Below are 22,072 nucleotides of genomic sequence, written 5' to 3'. Positions count from 1 at the left end.
TTTTTTACTTTATTTTAATGAGCACTTTTTTCGTTTATTTTATCTAAAAAATCCTTATAACTTTTTTTCTTAATATATTTAGTATATATCATTCCTGCAAAGATAATAAGTCCAACATAACCGGAAATCGGATAAATAATTCCAACCATTGTGGAGAATGACAACTGCCCTCCGAAGAAACCGACTATAGCTGTTACAACTGCTGCAATTTTAAATTTGTTGCTCTTATCATCTTCTGATACCTTGTTGCAGGCTGTAAACATCATTGGAACTGCAGTTGTATAAATACCTAAAATAAGCATAACTGCAAATATTTGTCCGAATAACGGACTTACCTTAGAGGCAACGAACAGTGAAGGAATCTCTAAGCTATATACATTTCCAATGTTAGCAAGCAATCCGAAATTTAAAATCATAACTGCAATTATAAATGCTATTCCTCCAAAAAGACCGCCCAACAATGAATTTTTTTTGTTAGTTGCTGTAGTGGCACCTATACCTGAAAGATAAGGAACAACTCCGGTTACTGTATATGATGCATATAATAACCCGGAAATGAACCAGTTGTTAAAATTATTTTTAACTTCAATGGTATTAAGAATTTGATCTGCTTCTTTAATGCCTTGAGGATTATCCAAAATAGCAAGAATACCTATTATTATTGTTCCTATTAAGATAAAAGGAGAAATATACCCAATAATATTAACTAAATTTTTCAACCCTAACAGAACTGTTACCAGTGAAGCAACTATCATTATAATTCTTCCGATATCACCATTAAGTCCATAATACTCTTCAAATGTTGAACCTGCCGCTGAAATCATTAATGCAAATACTAGGAACAACATAATTGGTGTAAACCACTCGCAAAATTTTCCCAAATATTTTCCAAGGTAAAATTCAAACATTTTATTTGTTTGCTTCAACTTTAAATTTCTACCATCCTCAATAATAGTTACACAAAACCATGCATATAGTATACCTGCAATTATTCCTACTCCAATACTTCCCCATACACCATGACCTGAGAAATATTGTAAGCATTCCTGACCTGAAGCAAAGCTTGAACCTATTACAAACCCCATGAAGGCCCCGCCAATTGCTATAACTTGAGCTATATTTACTTTATTATCGTCCATAGTAATTTTATTGCTTTCCAAAATAGTATCCTCCTTTTATTATTCTGTTACTTTTTTAATCGATTTTTCATTTAATAATTTCGGATAAAAGCATACGTTATCCTAGGCTAGCTGAATTTTCTGCTGTTTGACCTCCTCATAATCTTATGCTAACACCAAAATAGATTGAATTCTATAGAACTTATATGAATTAAATTGAATTCAATTTTTTCAATTTTCCACAAATATTATCTCTTGCAATCATTTTTATGTTATAATATATTTAGAAAGCAAACGATTGCGATTTTAATGAGTTTTAATCAATTGAAAGGAATGTGTTTAATGAATAATCAATTTGGAACTGTTTTAAAAAAGCTAATAGCAGAAAAAGGAACAAAGGAAAAAATTGTTTCAGAAAATTTAGGATATGATCCAACATACTTAAGCAAGTGGATATCAGGAAAAAATCTGCCTTCACAAAAAAGTATTGATTTTATTTGTGACAAGCTGGCTAAAATGCTTTCCGTCGGTGAAAACGAAGAAAAAATAAAGCAAAATCTTATAAATGCTTACCACTCAGATATGGGATTGTCTAAACTGGAAAATAGCATGAATAAAAATATTTCCCTTATAACATCTATAGAAGATGTTACAAATCTCATAGTGGAAGTTATACAGCAGCTTGATTATTCAGGAGTGAAGAATATAACCATCAACACCACTCTGAATCTTTTTCAGAAGTTTGAATATCATATTGAAGACATCATTTCCAAATTGCATAAAATGAAACTAGAAAGCTTAAAAATAAACATGTGTGCTTCATTTGAAGGATATTCCTACGACCCGCTGATATTTTGCAACAATTTTCTTTCATTGACTTCAGGGAAATACTTTATTGAATTTAATATTTATAGGCAAAAAGAAGAAACTCCCCAGATTCTTGTTATAAACGACATAATTGCCATGAATGTAGTTAGCCTTGAAAATGTAGCTTTCCTATGTTATTACAGCTTCAATGAAATGTACATAGAATCCTTATCAAACAGCTACAACCTGATTGTTCGACACATGGAAAAAATACTGAGCTATGCCATGCCCATTTCTCTTAGAAAAACCAACGTCCAGCTAAATCAGTTTTTACAGGACAATGAAAGAATATTGTTTTCGGAATCACCTGCAATATTAATTCCAAAGAGTATTGTACGCACATTGATTGCTAACAATGAACTTAACTTACAAGGTGCAGAATGGCAAGAACATGTTGAATATCTTGATCAGGTCAGCAATATTTTTGAAAAGTACACAAAACACAACAATGTTAAAGTTCTAATTTACGAGTCACTTCTTGTGCACTATGTCAGTACAGGACGAATTGAAATAGGCGGAAAAAAACATGTATTTACTAAGGAACAGGTTAAAGAACATATTTTGAACATATGCAACTGCATGAGAGAAAACGAGAACATAGGATTTTATTCCATATCGGACACTGTTGATTTCAACAACTTGTGCTGCAACAATCCTTCTATATTTTTAACTCCCTCGTCAATTGCAGTGGGCAACACAGACATTTATACTGATGAAACATCTTATAATTTTTATTATTCTACAGAAAAATCCATTATAAATATTTTTGAAAAATACCTGGATTCAATAATAGAAAAATCCTACTGCATAAGACTGTCTGCAGACAGATTAGCAGCTTACATAGAATAATATGAGTATTGAAGATACATTACTATCTTATCATTTTTGTTGTTTTGTGATATATTGTAATTAATTAAGAAATGTTTAATTTTAGAGTGATAATATAAAAACGGAGGTAGTAAAAATGGAAATATTCATAGGAATTGTAGTTATACTGGCTGTTTGGTTGATTCTCATGTACAACGGCCTTATAAGAAAGAAAAATTACATAACTGAAGCATGGGCATCCATTGACGTCCAGCTTAAAAGAAAAACAAACATTCTCACAAATCTGGTTGATACCATAAAGATGCAGACAAAGTATGAAAGTGAAACTTTGGAGAAAATAATCGGTATGAGAGCAAAGATAATGTCAGGGTCTAAGGACGAGGTTATGGCTGCAAATGACAGCATTTCAAAAATGATGCCTTCTATTATGGCCATTTCAGAAAGCTATCCTGAGCTAAAATCAAACGAATCATTTCTTCACCTCATGGACGATGTAAAAAATGTTGAAGACAAAATAGCATATGCACGCACAAGGTACAACACTGCAGTTGTTGACTACAACACTGCAATACAAACATTCCCGTCATCATTATTTGCAGGAATGCTTGGATTCACAAAAGAAAACACTTATGAAATAACCGAAGAAGAAAGAGAATACTCTGACAACATAAGAATAAGCAAGTTATAAAGGAGATAAACGTTGGAAAATCATGTAGTTATTCATGAACAGGTTCGTAGCAACCAAGTAAAGACAGCATTGCTGATTATTTTTTACATTGTGCTCATAATCATACTGTCCCTTTCCATAGGTTACTATGCAGACAATGTGGTTCTTGGAGCAGGAATTGCTGCATTTATTATTTTGGTGCTTCTTCCTATACAAATACTCACGGGCTCTAAAATGATCGGTTCACGAACAAACTGGAAGGAAATAGACACTTCAAATCCAGGAGAAAGAAGAGTTGCAAATATTGTTGAAGGATTGTCACTGGCTGCAGGGCTTAAAAATCCTCCCAAGGTTTATATCATACCAACAAGCACACCAAATGCATTTGCGGCTGGATTGAAACTTGAAAATTCTTATATTGGAGTTACAACAGGTCTCATTGATATACTTGATGAACCTGAAATGGAAGGTGTTCTTGCTCACGAAATGTCCCACATAATTCAAAGGGACATACTTGTTTCAACCGTATCCATTTATTTGATGAGTGCCGCCATAATTCTTGGAGGAATACTATTCAGAATGGCTAGGTACAACATGTTTTTCGGCGGAAGAGGAAGGCGTTCAAACAGAGACTCCGGTAGCGGAAATGCAGCTGCAGCTTTTGCCGTGATTGCTCTTGCGGGATTTGTTCTTTCATTTGTAATCAGGCTGCTGGCACAGCTCATAAACCTTGCCATATCCAGAAAACGTGAGTACATTGCCGATGCAAACGCCGTAAGGCTATGCGGATACTCAGAAGGGCTTGCAGATGCTCTTGAGAAAATTTCCGGAAGTTCAACCGATTATTCAAAAGAGCAGGTTGAAGATCTTGGAGGAGATGAAATGCTTGCAATTTATATTTTCAACCCTAAGCACAGTTTAGCATCGCTGTTCTCAACACATCCACCTATTGAAGAAAGAATTAGGCTCTTAAGAAACATGTATTGATAAACAGATTTAATTCGCCCCTTTAATAGGGGCTTTTTTATTGCTAAATTATTTTACATATGACAGATTTAATTACACATTATGTCAATAAATTTGTCATTTTGTTCATTCACTCCAATTAATGTAAAATTATTAAACTTATGCCTGCATTTGATTATAAAACCATTCTAAGTGTATGCCAATTAAAACACCAGTCTTTCTATGAAATACCTTATTTTTATAAAATTATACTTAATGGCATTGTTTATGCAATAACCAAAAACATAATAAGACAAGTTAGGAGGTAAGAAATTTAGCTTTTGTTATGTTTTAACAACTCAATAAGTTAACTTATTGAAATATAATTATTTTATGGAGGGGAAATGTTAAAATTAAAGAAAGTAATATCAATGTTTTTAGCAATTGCTATGTGTTTAGGAATGGCTGCATGTTCTACACCAGGACAAAATCAGGAACCAGCTAAGACGACAGACGCTGCTGCAGAAACACCAGCAGAAACTGCTCCTGACAAGAAAGTACTGAGATACTCACTGCTTGCTGACGCTCCTACATTAGATCCGCAGCTAATGAATTCCATACCTAGCTCGACTGTGGGCTTTCACATTTATGAAGGCTTAATGAGAAATCATATTGGTGAAATACAACCAGGTATGGCTGAAAGCTATGAAATTTCAGAAGACGGCAAGACTTATACATTTCATTTAAGAGACGCCAAATGGAGCGACAGTGTTGAAATAAAAGCTCAAGATTATGAATATGCTATGAGAAGACTGGTAGATCCTGCCACTGCAAGTGATTACTCATTTTTAGTTACTTCATTAATTAAAAACGCAGGAGATATAAACGCAGGCAAAATGGCTGTAGAAGAACTGGGTGTTAAAGCTGTAGACGACAAGACATTAACAATCGAACTTAATAATCCTACAGGTTATTTCCTGAGTATGCTTTCAATGTCTCAGCTGTGCCCTGTAAGACAGGACCTTGTTGAAAAGTATGGAAAAGATTTTTCAGCTGATGCCGATAAAAATGTATACAGCGGTCCGTTCATTGTAAAGGAATGGAAGCATGAAGACAGAATAATACTTGAAAAAAATCCAAATTATTGGAATGCCGGTGAAATAAAACTTGATGAAGTTGATATTCTTACAGTTGCAGATCCTATGACTGCAGTTGCCATGTTTGAGCAGGGTGAACTTGACCAGGTCAATGTTCCAGCAGAAGTACTTGAAAATTACAAGGATAAAGTAATATATTACAATGACGGAGCCAACGACTTCATGAAGCTGAACATGGACGGAAGCTGTGAATTGAGCAACAAGGATTTAAGACTTGCCATAAACTATGCATTGAACCGTGAAGATTATATATTGTTAAGCAGCCAAAATCTATATCAGCCAAACACAAGGTATGTGCTGCCGCAGGTTAAAGGTGTCAACGGCGATTATGGTGATGAATACCCATATGAAGCATTCCCTCTGAAGGGCGATGCTGCAAAAGCGAAAGAACACCTGGCAAAAGCCATGGAAGCACTGGGAGTTACGGATCCTGCATCAATAGATGTTGAACTTTTGACTACTGACGCAGAACGTACTCGTATTGAAGCTGAAGTATTGCAAAATCAGATTCAAACAGCTCTTGGAATAACAGTTACAATAAGACAGGTTCCTTACAAACAAAGACTACAGATGGAATCAGATCATGAATTTGAAATGGTTGTTACAGGGTGGGTTCCGGATTATCCTGACCCAATGTCATACCTTGAATTGTGGCCTACAGGTTCTCCATACAATCATGGATCATACAGCAGTGATGTTTATGACGGATACATAAAAGATGCCTTGACAAACACGGATCCTGTAAAAAGAATGGAAGCCTTGTTTAATGCTGAAAAAACATTGCTTGAAGACGGCGGAATCGTTCCTCTTCAGCTTAGAAGAAACGCAATGCTTTTAAATCCAAATGTTAAAGGTTTTGAAACATACTTTGTAGGCATTAACTATGACTACATGTATGCTGATATTGCAGAATAATTTGAGTTGAAATAATTGAAGATGATTCTATGTGAATCATCTTTAATTTTTAAATATTGAATATAATTGAGGGGAAAAAATGATTGAAAAACTGATCAGTTATTTAAACGAAAACAAAATTGGAGGCTTTTTTATAGCACGGCCTCAAAATGTCAGATATATAAGCGGTTATACCGGTGAAGATTCATATTTGTTCATCACAGATACGGAAAAATTCTTTATAACAGACCCAAGATATACCGAACAAGCCCAGCAGGAATGTCCGGATTATACAATAGTAAACTGGAGAGAGCATGGAAAAACATTGTCTTCAGCCATTAAATCAACAATAGAAAAAACATCAGTAAAGACCTTTGGATTTGAAGGAGATTTTGTAACATACAACATATACAAAGAACTTACATTTGAAAACAGAGCAGAAGCAGTTGCCTTGAACGGAGTAATAGAAAGTTTCAGATCAATTAAATCTCCTGAAGAAATTCACAATCTCCGTGCTGCCTGCCAGATTGCAGACAGAGCTTTTGAAAGAATCATAAAAGACATTAGGGTTGGAGTAACAGAAAAAGAATTGGCATCAAATCTATCCCATTACATGGTTATGGAAGGAGCCGACACAAAGCCTTACGGCAACATATTGATTTCAGGAAAGAGGACGTCCTTACTTCATGGAATTCCTTCAAACAAAACAATTGAATACGGTGACTTCGTTCTTATGGATTACGGCTGCGGCTACAAAGGATATCTTTCAGATATGACAAGGACCGTGGTTGTAGGAAAAGCTACGGACAGGCAAAAAGAAGTTTATGCTTTAGAAAAGAAAATGCTTGAAGATTCAACAGCAATGATGAAAGCAGGAACGCCGGCAACTGATGTGTACAATGCTTCAATAAAAGCAATAAAAGACACGGAATATTTCAAGTACCACTACAGTGGAATAGGTCATGGCATAGGTTTGTTTGTCCATGAAATACCCTTTATGGGTCCTCGTTCAAATGAAATATTAAAAGAAAATAACGTAATAACCATCGAACCCGGAATTTATATACCTGACTGGGGCGGAGTAAGAATAGAAGACCAGGTGCTGATTACCAGTGATGGCAATGAAGTGCTGACAAGCTCCGTGAGAGACCTTATAGAACTTTAAACTATTATTTAATTCCGGAACATGAAATATTAAAAAGAGGTGATTATGTGCGTAAATATATTTTTAAAAGAGTGATAATTTCTTTTGTTACAATATGGGTGCTGGCAACAATTGTATTCATTCTGGTGAGATTAATGCCTGGAGACCCTTTCTCAAGCGACAAAATGACGCCAGAAATAAAAGCAAACATTGAAAGTTACTATGGTTTTGATAAGCCGCTGATTGAGCAGTATTTTACTTACATGAAAAACATCGTGAAAGGTGACTTTGGATATTCAATGAAATATGTGAACCAGTCTGTAAATAAAATTATTGCTGACTCGTTTCCCTACTCATTTGATTTAGGAATGAGAGCATTGTCTTTGTCCATTTCTCTGGGCCTTGTTTTTGGAATTATTGCAGCCCTGTACAGGGGAAAGCAGCTTGATTATGTATGTGTAATAATTGCAATAATAGGCACTTCTGTTCCTGATTTTATAATAGGAGCGCTGCTGCAATATTTTTTCGGCATAAAATGGGGGCTGTTTCCCGTTGCACAATACCAGGGAATCAAGCACACAATATTGCCGTCAATAGCTCTTGGTTTTTATACAATGGCCATGGTTTCCAGGCTTATGAGAGCAAGTATGCTTGAAGTTGTTCAGCAGGATTACATAAAGACTGCAAAGTCAAAGGGAATATCCAAATTCAGAATAACATACAAACATCAAATAAGAAATGCAATCATGCCCGTTGTAACTGTTCTTGGTCCCACTGTGGCAAGCGTACTGACGGGAACATTTGTAATCGAATCAATTTATGCTATACCGGGAATGGGGAAATATTATGTTCAAAGCGTTCAGAATCTTGATTATTCACTGATACTTGGAATGACAATTTTTTACGGTGCTTTCCTCGTTCTGGCAAATATGATAGTCGATATACTATATGGTGTAATAGATCCTAGAATTAGGGTTTCAGGAAGGTAGGTGCAGCATGGAAGACATTAAATCATCAGTTGATAGGTCGCAGTTTATAACTGTAGGGAAAAATTCGGAAAAAATGGAATCCATCACAAGGCCTAATCTTACATATTGGAAAGATGCCTGGAGGCGAATAAAGAAAAACAAGGTGGCATTTTCCGGCTTGATAATACTTATAATATACGTTGTGCTGGCAATATTAGGGCCCATAATCAGCCAATATGGTTACAACGACATAGATTCGTCGCGAATGAATCAATTTATTTCTTCATCCCACTGGTTTGGCACAGATGAGCTAGGCAGAGACTTGTGGACAAGAGTATGGAGGGGCGCGAGAGTATCCCTGGCAATAGGTTTTATTTCCACAATACTTAACACAGTAATAGGAGGACTGGTAGGCGGTATATCCGGATATTATGGAGGAACACTTGATTCTGTTCTCATGAGAATAATAGACATTTTATACGGTATCCCCTACCTTATTGTAGCAATACTTGTAATGGTTGTGCTGGGAACAGGGATAACGTCGTTGATTGTTGCAATGGTCATAGTTGGATGGATAGGAACAGCCAGATTTGTCAGAGGTGAGGTGCTGAGGCTAAAGGAACAGGATTTCATTGCAGCAGCAAAGGTCCTTGGGGTAAACGACTTTACTATTATTGTGAAGCACATAATTCCAAATGTGATGGGATTAATAATTACAAACCTTACAATGGCAGTTCCAAAAGCAATATTCAATGAAGCATTTTTAAGCTACATAGGTCTTGGAATTGCCCCTCCTGAATGCAGCTGGGGAATTCTTGCCAAATCAGGTGTTAAAATGCTTAGAATATATCCTTACCAGCTTTTTATACCATCATTTTTCATTTGTACAACCATGCTTGCTTTAAATCTCTTGGGTGATGGGCTAAGAGATGCACTAGACCCAAGGCTCAGAGGCACAGAGTAGAAAAGGAAGTGATAAAATGGAAAAAATATTGGAAGTAAAAGATTTAAGTTTTTCTTTCTGCACATACGGCGGAGTTGTAAAGGCAGTAAGAGGTGTGAGCTTTGATGTAAACGAAGGCGAGATTATTGGAATTGTCGGCGAATCAGGCTGCGGAAAAAGCGTGACTGCACAATGTTTGGTAAGACTTAATCCAGAACCGCCTGGATTTTTCGAGACCGGTTCCATACAATACAAGGGAACTGAAATAACAACCATGACAGATAAGGAAATGAGAAAAATTAGAGGTGTGGAAATAGGTTTCATATTTCAGGACCCCATGACATCATTAAATCCAACCATGAAAATCGGTAAGCAAATAGAAGAAATATTTGTTCAAAGGAATTTGTACAACAAAAAGGAATTGAAAGAAAAAGCATTGGAAATATTGAAGCTGGTGGGTATTTCAGATGGGGAAAGAAGATACAATCAATATCCCCATGAACTGAGCGGAGGTATGAAACAAAGGGTCATGATTGCAATAGCCCTTGTAGGCAACCCAAGCATCATCATTGCCGATGAACCAACCACTTCACTTGATGTAACCATAGAAGCGCAAATTCTTGACTTGCTAAGAGACTTGCAAAAAAAGTTAAATACATCAATAATCCTTATAACTCACGACTTGGGAGTAATAGCTAAAATGTGCGACAGAGTGCTTGTCATGTACGGTGGCAAGATTGTTGAAAGGGGTATGGTTGATGATATATTCTACAACACAAAGCATCCTTATACATCAGGACTACTTGGCTCAATTGCAAGTCTTGAAACAGAAAAAGATGAAGAGCTGGAACCAATTGAAGGCACTCCTCCTGACTTGTTTTCACCTCCTGTCGGATGTCCATTTGCTGCAAGATGTGAATATGCTATGGAAATATGCTATGAAGCAATGCCGCCTGAATACCAATTAACAGACAACCACAGAACCATGTGCTGGCTGCAGCATGAATATGCAAAAGCTATAGATTTACCTTGCAAGAAAAAATTGAAAAATGAGGTGATGCAATGACAGTAGAAAAACAACCTCTCATTCAGGTGCAAAACTTAAGCAAGTATTTTCAATTAAACAAGAAAGAAACATTAAAAGCTGTTGAAGATGTGTCTTTTGATATTTATGAAGGAGAAACAGTTGGTCTGGTGGGAGAATCTGGATGCGGAAAATCTACAACGGGCAGATGCCTGGTAAAGCTTTATGAGCCAACTAAGGGCACTGTACTTTACAACGGAAAAGACATATTTGATGTCAAAAGCAATGAACAAAATCTTGAATACTGCAAAAATACGCAAATGATATTTCAAAATCCATATTCATCATTAAACCCCAGAATGACCGTTAAGGACATTGTTGGTGAAGGAATAAAGCTTCATGAAAAAATATCCGACAAAGAACTGGATGTTAAAATAGAAAGTCTTTTAAAGGCTGTAGGACTTAACAGAGACCACATGTCCAGGTTTCCTCATGAATTTTCAGGAGGACAAAGACAGCGCATAGGCATTGCAAGAGCATTGTCTGTAAACCCGAAATTCATAGTATGCGATGAGCCCATATCCGCTCTTGATGTGTCAATTCAGGCTCAGGTGTTAAATATGCTTAAGAAACTGCAGAAGGACAGAGGACTTACATTCCTTTTCATAGCCCATGATTTAAGCGTAGTCAAATACATTTCAGACAAGGTAATTGTTATGTATCTGGGGATGATCGTAGAGCAGGCAGATGCTGTGGAGCTTTATAAGAACCCTATTCATCCCTACACAAAGGCACTGTTGTCTGCAATACCTGAAGCAGACCCCAATATAGCCAAGAACAAGCAAAGGATTATGCTTAAGGGAGAAATACCAAGCCCCATAAATCCACAGGAATGCTGCAGATTTGCTGAAAGATGCCCAAATGCAAAATCTATATGCCGTGAATCAATCCCTCCTCTCAAATCCTATGGCAATTTTCATAAAGTTGCATGTCATATGATTTAATTCAGCATCTTTCATTTAAAAAAAGCTTTATGAAATTCATAAAGCTTTTTTATATTTCTATGCATTTATTCCGGTACTACCGTTGTTGAGCCACTCAACAAACTGTATTTCTGTGATTATTTTAATTCCAAGCTCTTTTGCTTTTTTATTTTTTGATGAATTGGAAAGGTTGTCGTTATTTATAAGAAAATTCGTCTTGCTTGTTACGCTTCCTGTGACCTTTCCTCCCCTTTTTTCAATTTCTTCCTTAAGTTCGTCCCTGTTTTTAAACAGTTCCACAGAGCCTGTTATTACAAAATTAATATTTTCAAAAACCTGAGGTTCATTGTTTTCTTCAGCTTCTTCAAGCTCCACTTCCCGTAAGAGATCTTCAACTACGACTTTTCTTTTATCATCATTGAAAAACTTTACATAATTACCTGCCATTACATCCCCGATTCCGCCGATTTCAATCAGGTCTTCAAATGATGCATTTTGAATTTTGCTCCAGTTGTTGCCGAATTTTTTGCTTATGAGTTTTGCATTTGAAAGTCCAACGTTTGGTATGCCAAGGCTGTAAAGAAGTCTTGCTGCCGTTGTCTTTCTTGCTTTTTTTACGCTTGCAGAAAGGTTTCTAAATGATTTTTCCCCAAAACCTTCCATTTCCACAATTTCATCTCTGAATTTTTCCACATGGAAAATGTCTGCAAGTTCCTTTATAAGCCCTTTTGCTATGAGCTTTTCCAGAGTTGCTTCCGACAAACCTTCTATGTTTATGGCATCTCTGCTTACAAAATGAGTGAAAGATTTTATTTGCTTTGCAAGACAATCATCATTCATACAGTAAAGGGTTTTTATGTCATTGTCATTTTTAATCCTTGTTTCTCCACCGCAAATAGGACAGCTGTCCGGTATACAAATATTACCGCTTCTTGTGATGTTGTCAGAAATCTGTGGAATTATCATGTTTGCCTTGTAAACTGTTATGGTATCGCCTATGCCAAGATCAAGATTTTCCATAATGCTTAGGTTGTGAACGCTGGCACGGCTCACGGTTGTTCCTTCAAGCTCCACAGGCTCAAACACAGCTATTGGGTTTATAAGCCCTGTTCTTGAAGCACTCCACTCAATTTCAAGCAGTTTTGTTTCTTTGATTTCATCACGCCATTTAAATGCAATTGAATCCCTTGGAAATTTGGCAGTTGCCCCCAGAGATTCCCCGTATGCAATGTTGTCATATGTTAAAACCAATCCATCAGATGGAAGACCATTCTCAGTCACATTTTCCGCAAACCACCTTACAGCCTCTTCAATGCTATCCCCATTCACTTTCTTGTATTCCACTGTTCCAAATCCCTGGTTTTTCAACCACTCAACCTGCTGTATCCTTGAGTTTAAAAATTCCTCGCCTTCAGCCCTTACAAGGGAAAATGCATAAAAACGCACATTCCTTTCAGCTGTGATTTTGTTGTTGAGCTGTCTCACAGAGCCGCTGCAAAGATTTCTCGGATTTTTGTACTTTGCATCTGCATCCGGGATTTCACTGTTGATTTTTTCAAAGTCGCTGTAGCTTATAACTGCTTCACCGCGCAATATGAGCGTTTTTTTATGAGGTATAACCACAGGCAAATTTACAAATACCTTGGCATTGTTTGTTATGACTTCGCCTATTTCTCCGTTTCCTCTTGTAACTGCCTTTATAAGGCTGCCGTTTTCGTATGTGAGCACTATTGTAAGGCCGTCTAGCTTCCATGAAAGCATCCCTTCATTTTGTCCCAGCCAGTCTTTCAACGCAGAAACTTCCTTTGTTTTATCAAGGGAAAGCATTGGCTTATCGTGGCGTTCCTTGGGAAGGTTTGATAAAAGCTCATATCCAACATGAATTGTGGGGCTGTTGGACAGCACGGTACCTGTTTGTTTTTCCAGCTGTTCAAGCTCGTCATAAAGCTTGTCGTATTCCAGGTTGGACATTATTTCTCTGTTTTCCTGGTAATATGATTTGCTTGCCTTGTTTAAAATCTCTATTTTTTCTTTCATTAATTGAAGCTTATCCATATTGCACCTTCATCACTGTATTTTCTCAATTGGAGCATAGCCTAAAATGACATTTTTTATTCCTTTGTTTTCAAATGCAATGACAGCTATTGTCGTGCTGCCGTCTTTTTTTAACTGTACTACAGTTCCTTCTCCCCATGCCTTATGCATTATTCTGTCCCCTGCCTCTATGCTGTCAGACTTAAGACGTGGCTTTTTATCTTCCCCATAGGTTGAGCTTCCCTTGAAGAACGTGTCCTTCACAAACGACGGTTTTTTCCTGGTGCTGCCATCGGAGCTTCTAAAGCCGCCGAATGCTTCATCCATCATTTCCAATTTCTTTGCAGCAAATGCAAGAGGATTTTCTTCCTCTATACACTCTTTAGGTATTTCCTTCAGAAATCTTGACTTTGATTTCATCTCATGATTTCCAAAACGCATTCTGTCATTGGCATGAGTGATGTAAAGCATTCTTTTGGCCCTGGTTATTGCCACATAGAATAGTCTTCTTTCTTCTTCAATATCATCGTCGCTTTCTTCGTCCTGATGGATTATGGGGAATATTCCTTCCTCAAGGCCTGTTATGAACACAGTATCATATTCAAGACCCTTGGCAGCATGGACTGTCATGAGCGTTACACAGTCAACTTTTTCCTCGGTTTTATCTACATCTGCAAGAAGTGAAATGTGGGCAAGGAAATCCTCAAGGGTGTTTTCCTCGTATCTTTCCTCAAAATCCTTTGCTGCAGAAAGGAATTCATCCACGTTGTCCACACGGCTTCTTCCTTCAATGGTATCATCCTCCATAAGCATGTTTTTATACCCGGTGTCTTCCCACACTGCCTGTATAAATTCTGAAACAGGCATCACATCCTTTTTAATCATGAGCATTTCCATCATGGAAACAAAATCTCCAATGCTTTTTGCTGCTGATGGAGTAAGACCAAGCTCACTGGCTTCAAAGCATGCCTCAAACATTGATATGCCATTTTCATTGGCGCATTCTGTCAATATTTCTATTGTCCTGGCCCCTATTTTTCTCTTAGGCACATTTATTATTCTGTCAAGGCTAAGTCCGTCCTTCTGGTTGTAGATGAGCATTAGGTAGGCCACAAGATCCTTAATTTCTTTTCTTTCATAGAACTTCTGTCCGCCTACAATTTTGTAAGGAATTCCTTCCCGAATCAGTCCTTCCTCCAGCGCTCTTGACTGGGCATTTGTCCTGTATAGAACAGCCATGTCTGAATATTCAACATGGTTATCCCTGTTTTCCTTTTTCATTAGAGAAGCAACAGTGAATGCTTCGTCCTTTTCATTGTCCATTTCAAAAATTCTTATTAAATTGCCATCCTGAAAATCCGTATATAAATTTTTTCCCTTTCTCTGGCTGTTGTTCTTGATTACTCCGTTGGCAGCACTTAGAATAACATTTGTAGAGCGGTAATTCTTTTCAAGCTTTACGGTCTTGGCTCCTTCAAAATCATTTTCAAAGTTCAGGATGTTTGTTATGTCGGCGCCTCTCCAGCCGTAAATGGACTGGTCGTCATCTCCCACCACAAACACGTTGTTTTCGCCGCCTTTTTTCTTTCCCAATATTTTAACAAGATTGTACTGAATGTTGTTTGTATCCTGATACTCGTCCACAAGGATGTACTTGAACCTATCCTGATAAGAATCCCTTACATCCTGCTCTCTTTCAAGAAGTTCCAGGGCCTTTATTAAAAGGTCGTCAAAATCAAGGGCATTTGCTAATTTAAGCTTCTTTTCATAAAGAGCATATACATCTCCCACATTTCTATGATAAAAGCTGCCGTAGTGCTCAGAAGTGAACTTGTCCGGATTTACCCTGTTGTTTTTCTCGTTGCTTATTATTGATTTAATAACATTTGAATTATATTTTTTAACATCAAGATCAAGTTCCTTGATGCAGTCTTTTATAAGTGTTTTCTGATCGCTGGTGTCGTATATGATAAAATTTCTGTCATAGCCTATTCTGTCAATGTCTCGTCTTAATATGCGGACGCAAACAGAGTGGAATGTTCCAATCCACATTTTATCAACCGAATAATCAATGAGTTGTGATATTCTTTCCTTCATCTCATTTGCTGCCTTGTTTGTAAACGTAATGGCAAGAATTTCCCAGGGCATTGCCTTATTTGTGCCTATTAAATTAGCAATTCTGTGAGTAAGAACTCTTGTCTTGCCTGTTCCGGCACCTGCTATTACAAGTATGGGACCCTTGTCATGCGCCGCAGCTTCTCTTTGTTTTTCGTTAAGTGTGTTTAATAATTCCATTTTTCCTCCGCAATATTTAACTCTTGGCCTATAAATTATATCACAGTCATCCTGCCTCCTCAATATATTAATTTTTCCGTTAATATTTGTATTCACTAAAACCCGGTTGTTTAGAACAAGGTATTATAAAAATTTGTATTTTTTAAGAACAATTTTGTTTACAACAAATAAATTACGGTATAAGTATAATAAGCAATCTTTTTATTGGAGGAAGCCATGAAAAAAATATTAGTCCCTGTGGACGGTTCAGCCGCTTCCCAGAAGGCGGCAGTGAAGGCAGCTGAAATTGCCAGACAATTTGGTGCTAGCATAACATTTATAACTGTAATACTGGAACCGGATTTATCAAAATACAACAAGTTTGGAGTGCTGATAGATCCTGACATGAAAAAATTAAAAGAAAAACTGAAAGAAAACGAAAAGAAAATGCTGGATTCTGTAATAAACAGCCTGGATTTAAGCGATGTTCAGACAAGTGAAAAAGTAATTGCTGGAGTTGCCTATGAAGAAATATTAAAAGAAGCTGAAGAAGGAAATTATGACATGATTGTAATCGGTCAGAGGGGATTTACAAAGGTTAAACGTTTCTTTCTGGGTTCCGTGGCATACAGAGTAGTGTCAGATGCAGTTTGCCCGGTTCTTGTAGTTCATGAATAACATTTATATATGATAAATAATGGAAGGTGGATCGTATGAAAAAAATATTAATACCTATTGATGGTTCTGAAGCTTCTAAAAAAGCAGCAGAAAAGGCAGTATCCGTGGGAAAATTACTTGATGCAGAACTTACTTTCATAACAGTTGTGAATCTTCCCACAGAAGACAAATATTCATATTTTGGAATGACCGTAGAAAATGCATTTATAGCAAACCGCAAAAATATGCTGAAACAATTGATTGTTGAAGAAGGCAGAATGCTTGATATTCTAGTAAGAAATATTGACACAGAAAATCTCAGGATAAATAAAAAGGTTATAGTGGGAGTGCCTGCAGAAGAAATTGTAAAGCTGGCGGCTGAAGAAAAATATGACTTCATAGTAATTGGAAGAAGAGGATTTTCAAAAGTAGAGCGCTTTTTTGTAGGCTCGGTTACTCAGAAGGTAATTTCATCCTCACCTTGTCCTGTAATGGTGGTTAACGTATAAAAAAGTTGCTCCGCAACTCCGCTAGGGGGACCTATGTCACCCTTCGGCGTAAAAATACTAACGTATTTTTACTGAGCACCCCCCTTAACGGCAAGGACGTCCCGTCCTTTGCAATCCTCGTTTTTCTATAATAGGAATTACTTCCTATTATAGAAAAAATAAGTCCTTAACAGGACTTATTTTTATGTTATTTTATTTTGCTTGTCTGAAAATATCCATGAGTTCTTTACCCATTATTGGTTCATATTCAGTATATACTGACTGAACTTTGTCCCTGAACACTCCCATTTGTTCTGGAGTAAGTTCATTTACCTGAACACCGCCGTCAATGAAATTCTTTGTATGAACTGCATCTAATTCTCTTGTTATTTGTCTTTGATACAAGCATGCTTCTTTTGCTGCATCTTGTAATATCTGTTGAGTTGCAGGGTCGAAACTTTCAAACTTATCCTTGTTCATACCAAGAATAATTACGTCGTATGAATAGTTCCAAACTGTCATGTATTTCTGTACTTCATTGATTTTAGATGATGCAATTGTATCAAGAGGATTTTCCTGTCCGTCTATAGTATTTTGCTGCAATGCTGTAAATACTTCTCCAAAGTTCATTGTTATAGGGTCAGCACCCAATGCTTTAAAGAGAGATATGAACATTTTAATTCCTGGTATTCTGATTTTCATTCCAGCAATATCTTCAGGAGTTACAACTGGTCTAACATTGTTTGTAAGTTGTCTGAAACCATTTTGTCCATAACCAAGACCAACTATGTTCTTTTCAAGCAATATTTTATTTAATGCTTCTCCGCCGGCTCCGTCAATTATTTTGTCTGCAGTTTCAACATCAGGAATTAAGAAAGGAAGACTTACAACACCAAATCTTTCGTCCATTACTGAATATATAATGTTTGAGTGGAATGTTAAGTCTGTTGAACCTGACATAAGCATTTCTATACCCTTGCTCTGGTTGCCGCCTGAAAGCTGGTCATTTGGGTAAATTTTAATTTCAATTTGTCCGTTTGTTTTTTCAGCAACTATTTCTGCAAATTTTGCTGCACCCTTTGCCCATGTTGATGTGTCAGATGCTGTAACGCTCATTTTTAAAGTTTGTTTTTCAACTGCCGGTGCTTGTGCTGCAGGTGTTTCTGCTGCAGGTTTTTCTGCTGTCTTTGATGAACATCCTGTTAATCCAATGTTTAAAACTAAAGCCGCTACCATAATAAGTGATAATATTTTTTTCATTTTCATATCCTCCCTAGGTTATATTCTTAGAATATTATCTCGTTAAATAAAAACAGTTGATATTGATTAATTATACTCCTTTCTGAACTTAGGTTTTGTAATCGTTTTCTCGTGAAAGTCAAGTTTATCACGAATAATCATTGCATAAATCATACTAAGAAAATGTTTGCAAAATATGTGCCAATTATGAAAACCCTTTCATTTCAACATAATTCTAAAATATGATTAAACGTAAATAAATTTAATGCTCAAAATTTTAGCAGTGTGCTAAAATTTTGAGCATATTTTTGTTTAAATATTAAGCATATTGCATTTATTTAATCTTTATTTTGCTGCAGCATGGAAATAATAATATTATTATGGAACCAAAATTACCTTACCGCCAATTCCTTTTTGAGAAATATCAAATCCTTCTTCAAATTCCTCAAGCTTCAAAACATGAGTTATAACAGGATCAATATTCAAAAGGCCCTTGTCAAGGAGATTAGACATTACAGTCCATGTTTCAAACATTCTTCTTCCATGTATTCCTATAATTGTTGCTTCTTTAAATATAACCTGTGAACCAAGGTCAATTTCCAGAGGTCTTGATGGCAAACCTATCAAAGCAACCATTCCGCCTTTTCTCAGCCCCTTAAAACCGTCAAGAATAGCTGCAGTGCTTCCTGAAGCATCAATAAATGCATCAACGCCTACTTCGTTTGTAAGTTCTTTAAGTTTGTCAGCAGAATTGACCAATGAAGAATTTATTACTTCTGTTGCTCCTAATTCTTTTGCAATTCCAAGTCTGTATTCATTTATATCAATTGCATATATGTTTGCTGCTCCAAATGCCTTGGCAGTGTTCACAGCCATTAATCCTATGGGGCCGCATCCTATTACTGCTATATTTTTTCCTGAAGCCTGAACTTCTACGCATGATCTTACTGCTGTTCCAAGAGGTTCTAAAACCGCCCCCACATTTGGGCTTATTGTTTCAGGAATTTTGACAGCGCATACTGCAGGTATTTTTGAGTATTCTGCAAAGCATCCATTTGTGTGTACTCCATACAGTTTCAAATTCTGGCATATGTGCTGCTGTCCATTTTTACACTGGTAACACTGACCACATGGAATATGTGTATCACATGCCACATAATCTCCGACTTCCAGCGTCTTGACCCCTGGTCCTACTTCAACTACTTCAGCGCTGCATTCATGTCCCAAAATTGTAGGAAGCGTAATGTTGTTGTTTTGTGCCCAGTTGTTCCAGTTATAGATGTGTTGATCTGTGCCGCATATAGCTGCAGCTTTAATTTTTATTAATACTTCGCCTTCTTCAAGCACAGGCATTTCAACATTTTTTAAAACCGCGCCCATACCAGCATTTTCTTTTACCACTGCTCTCATTTCTTTTCTCCTGAAAAATTAGTTTAGTCTGCCCCATTGGTTGTTTTAACTTAATTATTTTATCTTAAACAGTTTAAAACCGGTTTGATTATCAAATTCTCTTTTATATTCTGCATTTTCAATTTCATGAATCACTATTTCAGCAGTAGCTGCAACGCGATTTCCGCCGTCTACAAAATGGCCGCCAAAAACTCTCATATACTTGTCGCTCACAAGCATATGGAGATGAATTGACAGATTTCCATTGTCTTCAGTTCCTATAAGACCTTGACCTGCCAAAAGTTCCAACGGTCCTTCAACATCTACGGAATCACTGTATACAAATCCTATTTTTCCTTCTTCATTTGGAATTGCATAAATGAATCTTCCTGTGTCAAGGCTTCCTAAAAGTCCTGTGATATATCCGTTTTTTATTCCATACTCTTCGCATATTTCTCTGATTCCTGTAAGCAGGTCTTCGCCCCTTGGAATTCTTCCCACAATTACTCTTTTAATATTAGCTTCTTTTGTATGTTCCCTTACATTCATTATATATCTCCTCATTTTTTGATAAAATAAAGATGGATTAAATAATCCATCTTCTTAAATTCATTATTAAATAAATTTACAGGATTAAAATAAATTGATTTATTTAATTCCCATCATATTTGGTAACCATAAGATAATATCCGGTACATAAGTTATCAGGAACAACACTATCAGAGAAGCTATTAAATAAGGAACAACTGCTTTTGATATTTGTCCAAGACTTATTTTTGAAACTCCGCATGCTACGTACAGGTTAACTCCTACCGGAGGCGTAATCATTCCTATTGCAAGGTTCATTGTCATAACAACACCAAGCGCAATTGGATCATAGCCTAATTGAGTTGCAACCGGAAGCATTATAGGTGTAAATATATAAAGTGCTGATGTTGCATCCAAGAAACATCCTGCTATTAAAAGTATTATGTTTACTATGAACAAGAACATGTACTTGCTTCCTGATACTGACAATAATAAATCACTTGCCATATCAGAAATTCCTTCTGTTGTGCAGAACCAAGCAAACAATCCTGCTGCAGCAACTATAAACATTACTATTGCTGAACCTATAGCAGATTCAACCATCAAATCATATAAATCTTTTGCTTTAATTTTTCTGTATACAAACACACCTACCAAAATACCGTATACTGCTGAAACTGCAGCTGCTTCTGTTGGTGTGAAGAATCCTCCGTATATACCGCCAAGAATTATAACCGGCATCATTAAGCCCCAGATTGCATCTTTAAAAGCTTCCCATCTTTCTTTTGCTGAAGCCTTTGGAACAGGTTCAATATCCATTTTCTTTGCCATTATTAAGCTGGCAATAACTAAGGCTGTTCCCATCAATAGACCCGGAACAATACCAGCCATGAATATTTTACCTATTGATACTCCGGCAATTGCACCATATACAACAAATGGAATACTCGGAGGAATAATAACTCCTATACCACCTGCTGTTGCCATTAATGCTGAAGACATTCCTTTTGAATAACCTGCATTTATCATTGCAGGTATTATAATTACTCCAAGTGATGCAACAGTTGCCGGGCCGGAACCTGAAATTGCTGCAAAGAAACATGAAGTTATAACACCTACTATTGCCAGTCCGCCTGTTTTGTGTCCAACAAACTTATTGGCAAGATTGATCAGCTTATCTGATATACCTGCTTTTTCCATTGTATTTCCTGCAAGCATGAAAAACGGTATTGCCAACAATGTAAACTTACCTATGTTAGCATATATTTGCATTGGAAACATGTCCAAAGGCAGTCCAGTTACTACCATGGCTATAAGAGATGAAGCACCAAGACTTAGTGCTATAGGTACATTTAATAATAACAATGCTGCAAAGGAAATAAATAATAATGCTGCTGTATTCATTATTTTCCCTCCTTATCTGATTGTTTAAAAGCTTTAATAGTCCATTCTGTAAATCTTAACAAGATAAATATTCCGCCTATAGGTAAAAACATTCCGAACCACCATTCAGGCCAACCAAGAGAAGGGGTTGTAATTCCCATAGCAATTTCACCCTTAACCATAACTAAACCATATTTAATTAAATAAATTGAAAAAAATGCTGCTACTGCCCAAGTAACCAATGATACATACTTTTGAAATTTCTTTGGCAATAAGTCAGTTAATACGCTTAAACCTAAATGACCGCCTCTTTTCGCTGCAGCGGCTGCTCCCAACAATGTGGTCAGTATAAACATTGATGTTGTTAATTCTTCCAAGAAAGACATTGACAATCCCAGGAACTTTCTTGAAATAACATTTATTACTGTGATAAAGGTCATTACTGTCAGTCCAAAAGCCATGATGTAATTCTCAAAATTACCGAAAAACTTTTTCATCGCTACCTCCGTTTTACTTTAAGTTAAAATTTTTTCTAAGCCTTT

19 protein-coding genes are annotated in these 22,072 nt (G+C 36.6%); 11 read left to right on the top strand and 8 right to left on the bottom strand.

Annotation, left to right across the window (positions count from 1 at the left end):
• Window positions 1-14 precede the first annotated feature (14 nt).
• The gene (locus BN358_RS10080) at window positions 15-1,160 is read right to left on the bottom strand and encodes a hypothetical protein (RefSeq protein WP_019229122.1); all 1,146 of its coding nucleotides are present in this window, start codon (window positions 1,158-1,160) and stop codon (window positions 15-17) included.
• A gap of 300 nt (window positions 1,161-1,460) precedes the next feature.
• Here BN358_RS10080 and BN358_RS10075 point away from each other — a divergent pair, with 300 nt between their 5' ends.
• The 9 genes from BN358_RS10075 to BN358_RS10035 all read left to right on the top strand — a co-directional run bounded on the left by BN358_RS10075 (window position 1,461) and on the right by BN358_RS10035 (window position 11,559).
• Window positions 1,461-2,834, top strand: coding sequence for a helix-turn-helix transcriptional regulator (locus BN358_RS10075; RefSeq protein WP_019229121.1), 1,374 nt, complete (start codon window positions 1,461-1,463; stop codon window positions 2,832-2,834).
• 115 nt (window positions 2,835-2,949) lie between these two features.
• Window positions 2,950-3,501 (top strand): LemA family protein, encoded by a 552-nt coding sequence (locus BN358_RS10070; protein WP_019229120.1) that lies wholly within the window; start codon window positions 2,950-2,952, stop codon window positions 3,499-3,501.
• Between the two features lie 12 nt (window positions 3,502-3,513).
• Window positions 3,514-4,467 carry a M48 family metallopeptidase gene (locus BN358_RS10065; protein WP_019229119.1) on the top strand — a complete coding sequence of 318 codons (954 nt, stop codon included), beginning with the start codon at window positions 3,514-3,516 and terminating at the stop codon, window positions 4,465-4,467.
• A 362-nt stretch (window positions 4,468-4,829) separates the two neighbouring features.
• Entirely contained in the window at window positions 4,830-6,497 is a 1,668-nt protein-coding gene (locus BN358_RS10060; RefSeq protein WP_019229118.1) for a peptide ABC transporter substrate-binding protein, read from the top strand.
• 79 nt (window positions 6,498-6,576) lie between these two features.
• Window positions 6,577-7,641, top strand: coding sequence for a Xaa-Pro peptidase family protein (locus BN358_RS10055; RefSeq protein WP_019229117.1), 1,065 nt, complete (start codon window positions 6,577-6,579; stop codon window positions 7,639-7,641).
• Between the two features lie 47 nt (window positions 7,642-7,688).
• Window positions 7,689-8,609: an ABC transporter permease gene (locus BN358_RS10050; RefSeq protein ID WP_019229116.1), complete on the top strand. Its 921-nt coding sequence runs from the start codon at window positions 7,689-7,691 to the stop codon at window positions 8,607-8,609.
• 7 nt (window positions 8,610-8,616) lie between these two features.
• Window positions 8,617-9,552 carry an ABC transporter permease gene (locus BN358_RS10045; protein WP_019229115.1) on the top strand — a complete coding sequence of 312 codons (936 nt, stop codon included), beginning with the start codon at window positions 8,617-8,619 and terminating at the stop codon, window positions 9,550-9,552.
• A gap of 16 nt (window positions 9,553-9,568) precedes the next feature.
• The gene (locus BN358_RS10040) at window positions 9,569-10,597 is read left to right on the top strand and encodes an ABC transporter ATP-binding protein (RefSeq protein WP_019229114.1); all 1,029 of its coding nucleotides are present in this window, start codon (window positions 9,569-9,571) and stop codon (window positions 10,595-10,597) included.
• Window positions 10,594-11,559 (top strand): ABC transporter ATP-binding protein, encoded by a 966-nt coding sequence (locus tag BN358_RS10035; protein ID WP_019229113.1) that lies wholly within the window; start codon window positions 10,594-10,596, stop codon window positions 11,557-11,559. Before BN358_RS10040 ends, BN358_RS10035 begins: the two co-directional genes overlap by 4 nt.
• Before the next feature lie 57 nt (window positions 11,560-11,616).
• Here the strand turns inward: BN358_RS10035 and ligA are convergent, their stop codons facing one another.
• Both ligA and BN358_RS10025 read right to left on the bottom strand, forming a co-directional pair.
• A complete protein-coding gene (ligA, locus tag BN358_RS10030; RefSeq protein ID WP_019229112.1) occupies window positions 11,617-13,593 on the bottom strand; it encodes an NAD-dependent DNA ligase LigA in 1,977 nt (658 codons plus the stop codon).
• A gap of 12 nt (window positions 13,594-13,605) precedes the next feature.
• Window positions 13,606-15,867, bottom strand: coding sequence for an ATP-dependent helicase (locus BN358_RS10025; RefSeq protein ID WP_019229111.1), 2,262 nt, complete (start codon window positions 15,865-15,867; stop codon window positions 13,606-13,608).
• A 216-nt stretch (window positions 15,868-16,083) separates the two neighbouring features.
• On the opposite strand from BN358_RS10025, the gene BN358_RS10020 reads away from it, so the two are divergent.
• Window positions 16,084-16,524: a universal stress protein gene (locus BN358_RS10020; protein ID WP_019229110.1), complete on the top strand. Its 441-nt coding sequence runs from the start codon at window positions 16,084-16,086 to the stop codon at window positions 16,522-16,524.
• A gap of 35 nt (window positions 16,525-16,559) precedes the next feature.
• Window positions 16,560-17,012, top strand: a complete 453-nt coding sequence (locus BN358_RS10015) for a universal stress protein (protein WP_019229109.1) — start codon at window positions 16,560-16,562, stop codon at window positions 17,010-17,012.
• Between the two features lie 192 nt (window positions 17,013-17,204).
• Here the strand turns inward: BN358_RS10015 and BN358_RS10010 are convergent, their stop codons facing one another.
• The 5 genes from BN358_RS10010 to BN358_RS09990 all read right to left on the bottom strand — a co-directional run bounded on the left by BN358_RS10010 (window position 17,205) and on the right by BN358_RS09990 (window position 22,027).
• Window positions 17,205-18,251 carry a DctP family TRAP transporter solute-binding subunit gene (locus tag BN358_RS10010; protein ID WP_019229108.1) on the bottom strand — a complete coding sequence of 349 codons (1,047 nt, stop codon included), beginning with the start codon at window positions 18,249-18,251 and terminating at the stop codon, window positions 17,205-17,207.
• 357 nt (window positions 18,252-18,608) lie between these two features.
• Complete coding sequence (gene tdh / locus BN358_RS10005; protein WP_019229107.1) at window positions 18,609-19,640, bottom strand: L-threonine 3-dehydrogenase; 1,032 nt, start codon at window positions 19,638-19,640, stop codon at window positions 18,609-18,611.
• A 54-nt stretch (window positions 19,641-19,694) separates the two neighbouring features.
• On the bottom strand, window positions 19,695-20,168 hold the full coding sequence (locus BN358_RS10000; RefSeq protein WP_019229106.1) for a PPC domain-containing DNA-binding protein: 474 nt from the start codon (window positions 20,166-20,168) through the stop codon (window positions 19,695-19,697).
• Between the two features lie 99 nt (window positions 20,169-20,267).
• On the bottom strand, window positions 20,268-21,551 hold the full coding sequence (locus BN358_RS09995) for a TRAP transporter large permease (protein ID WP_019229105.1): 1,284 nt from the start codon (window positions 21,549-21,551) through the stop codon (window positions 20,268-20,270).
• The gene (locus tag BN358_RS09990; RefSeq protein ID WP_019229104.1) at window positions 21,551-22,027 is read right to left on the bottom strand and encodes a TRAP transporter small permease; all 477 of its coding nucleotides are present in this window, start codon (window positions 22,025-22,027) and stop codon (window positions 21,551-21,553) included. The genes BN358_RS09995 and BN358_RS09990 overlap by 1 nt, the downstream gene beginning before the upstream one ends.
• Between the last annotated feature and the right edge of the window lie 45 nt (window positions 22,028-22,072).

The organism is Sedimentibacter sp. B4, from assembly GCF_000309315.1.
GTDB lineage: Bacteria > Bacillota > Clostridia > Tissierellales > Sedimentibacteraceae > Sedimentibacter > Sedimentibacter saalensis.
Note: the sequence above shows the minus strand (reverse complement) of the source record. Positions and strands in the feature narration are given on the sequence as shown.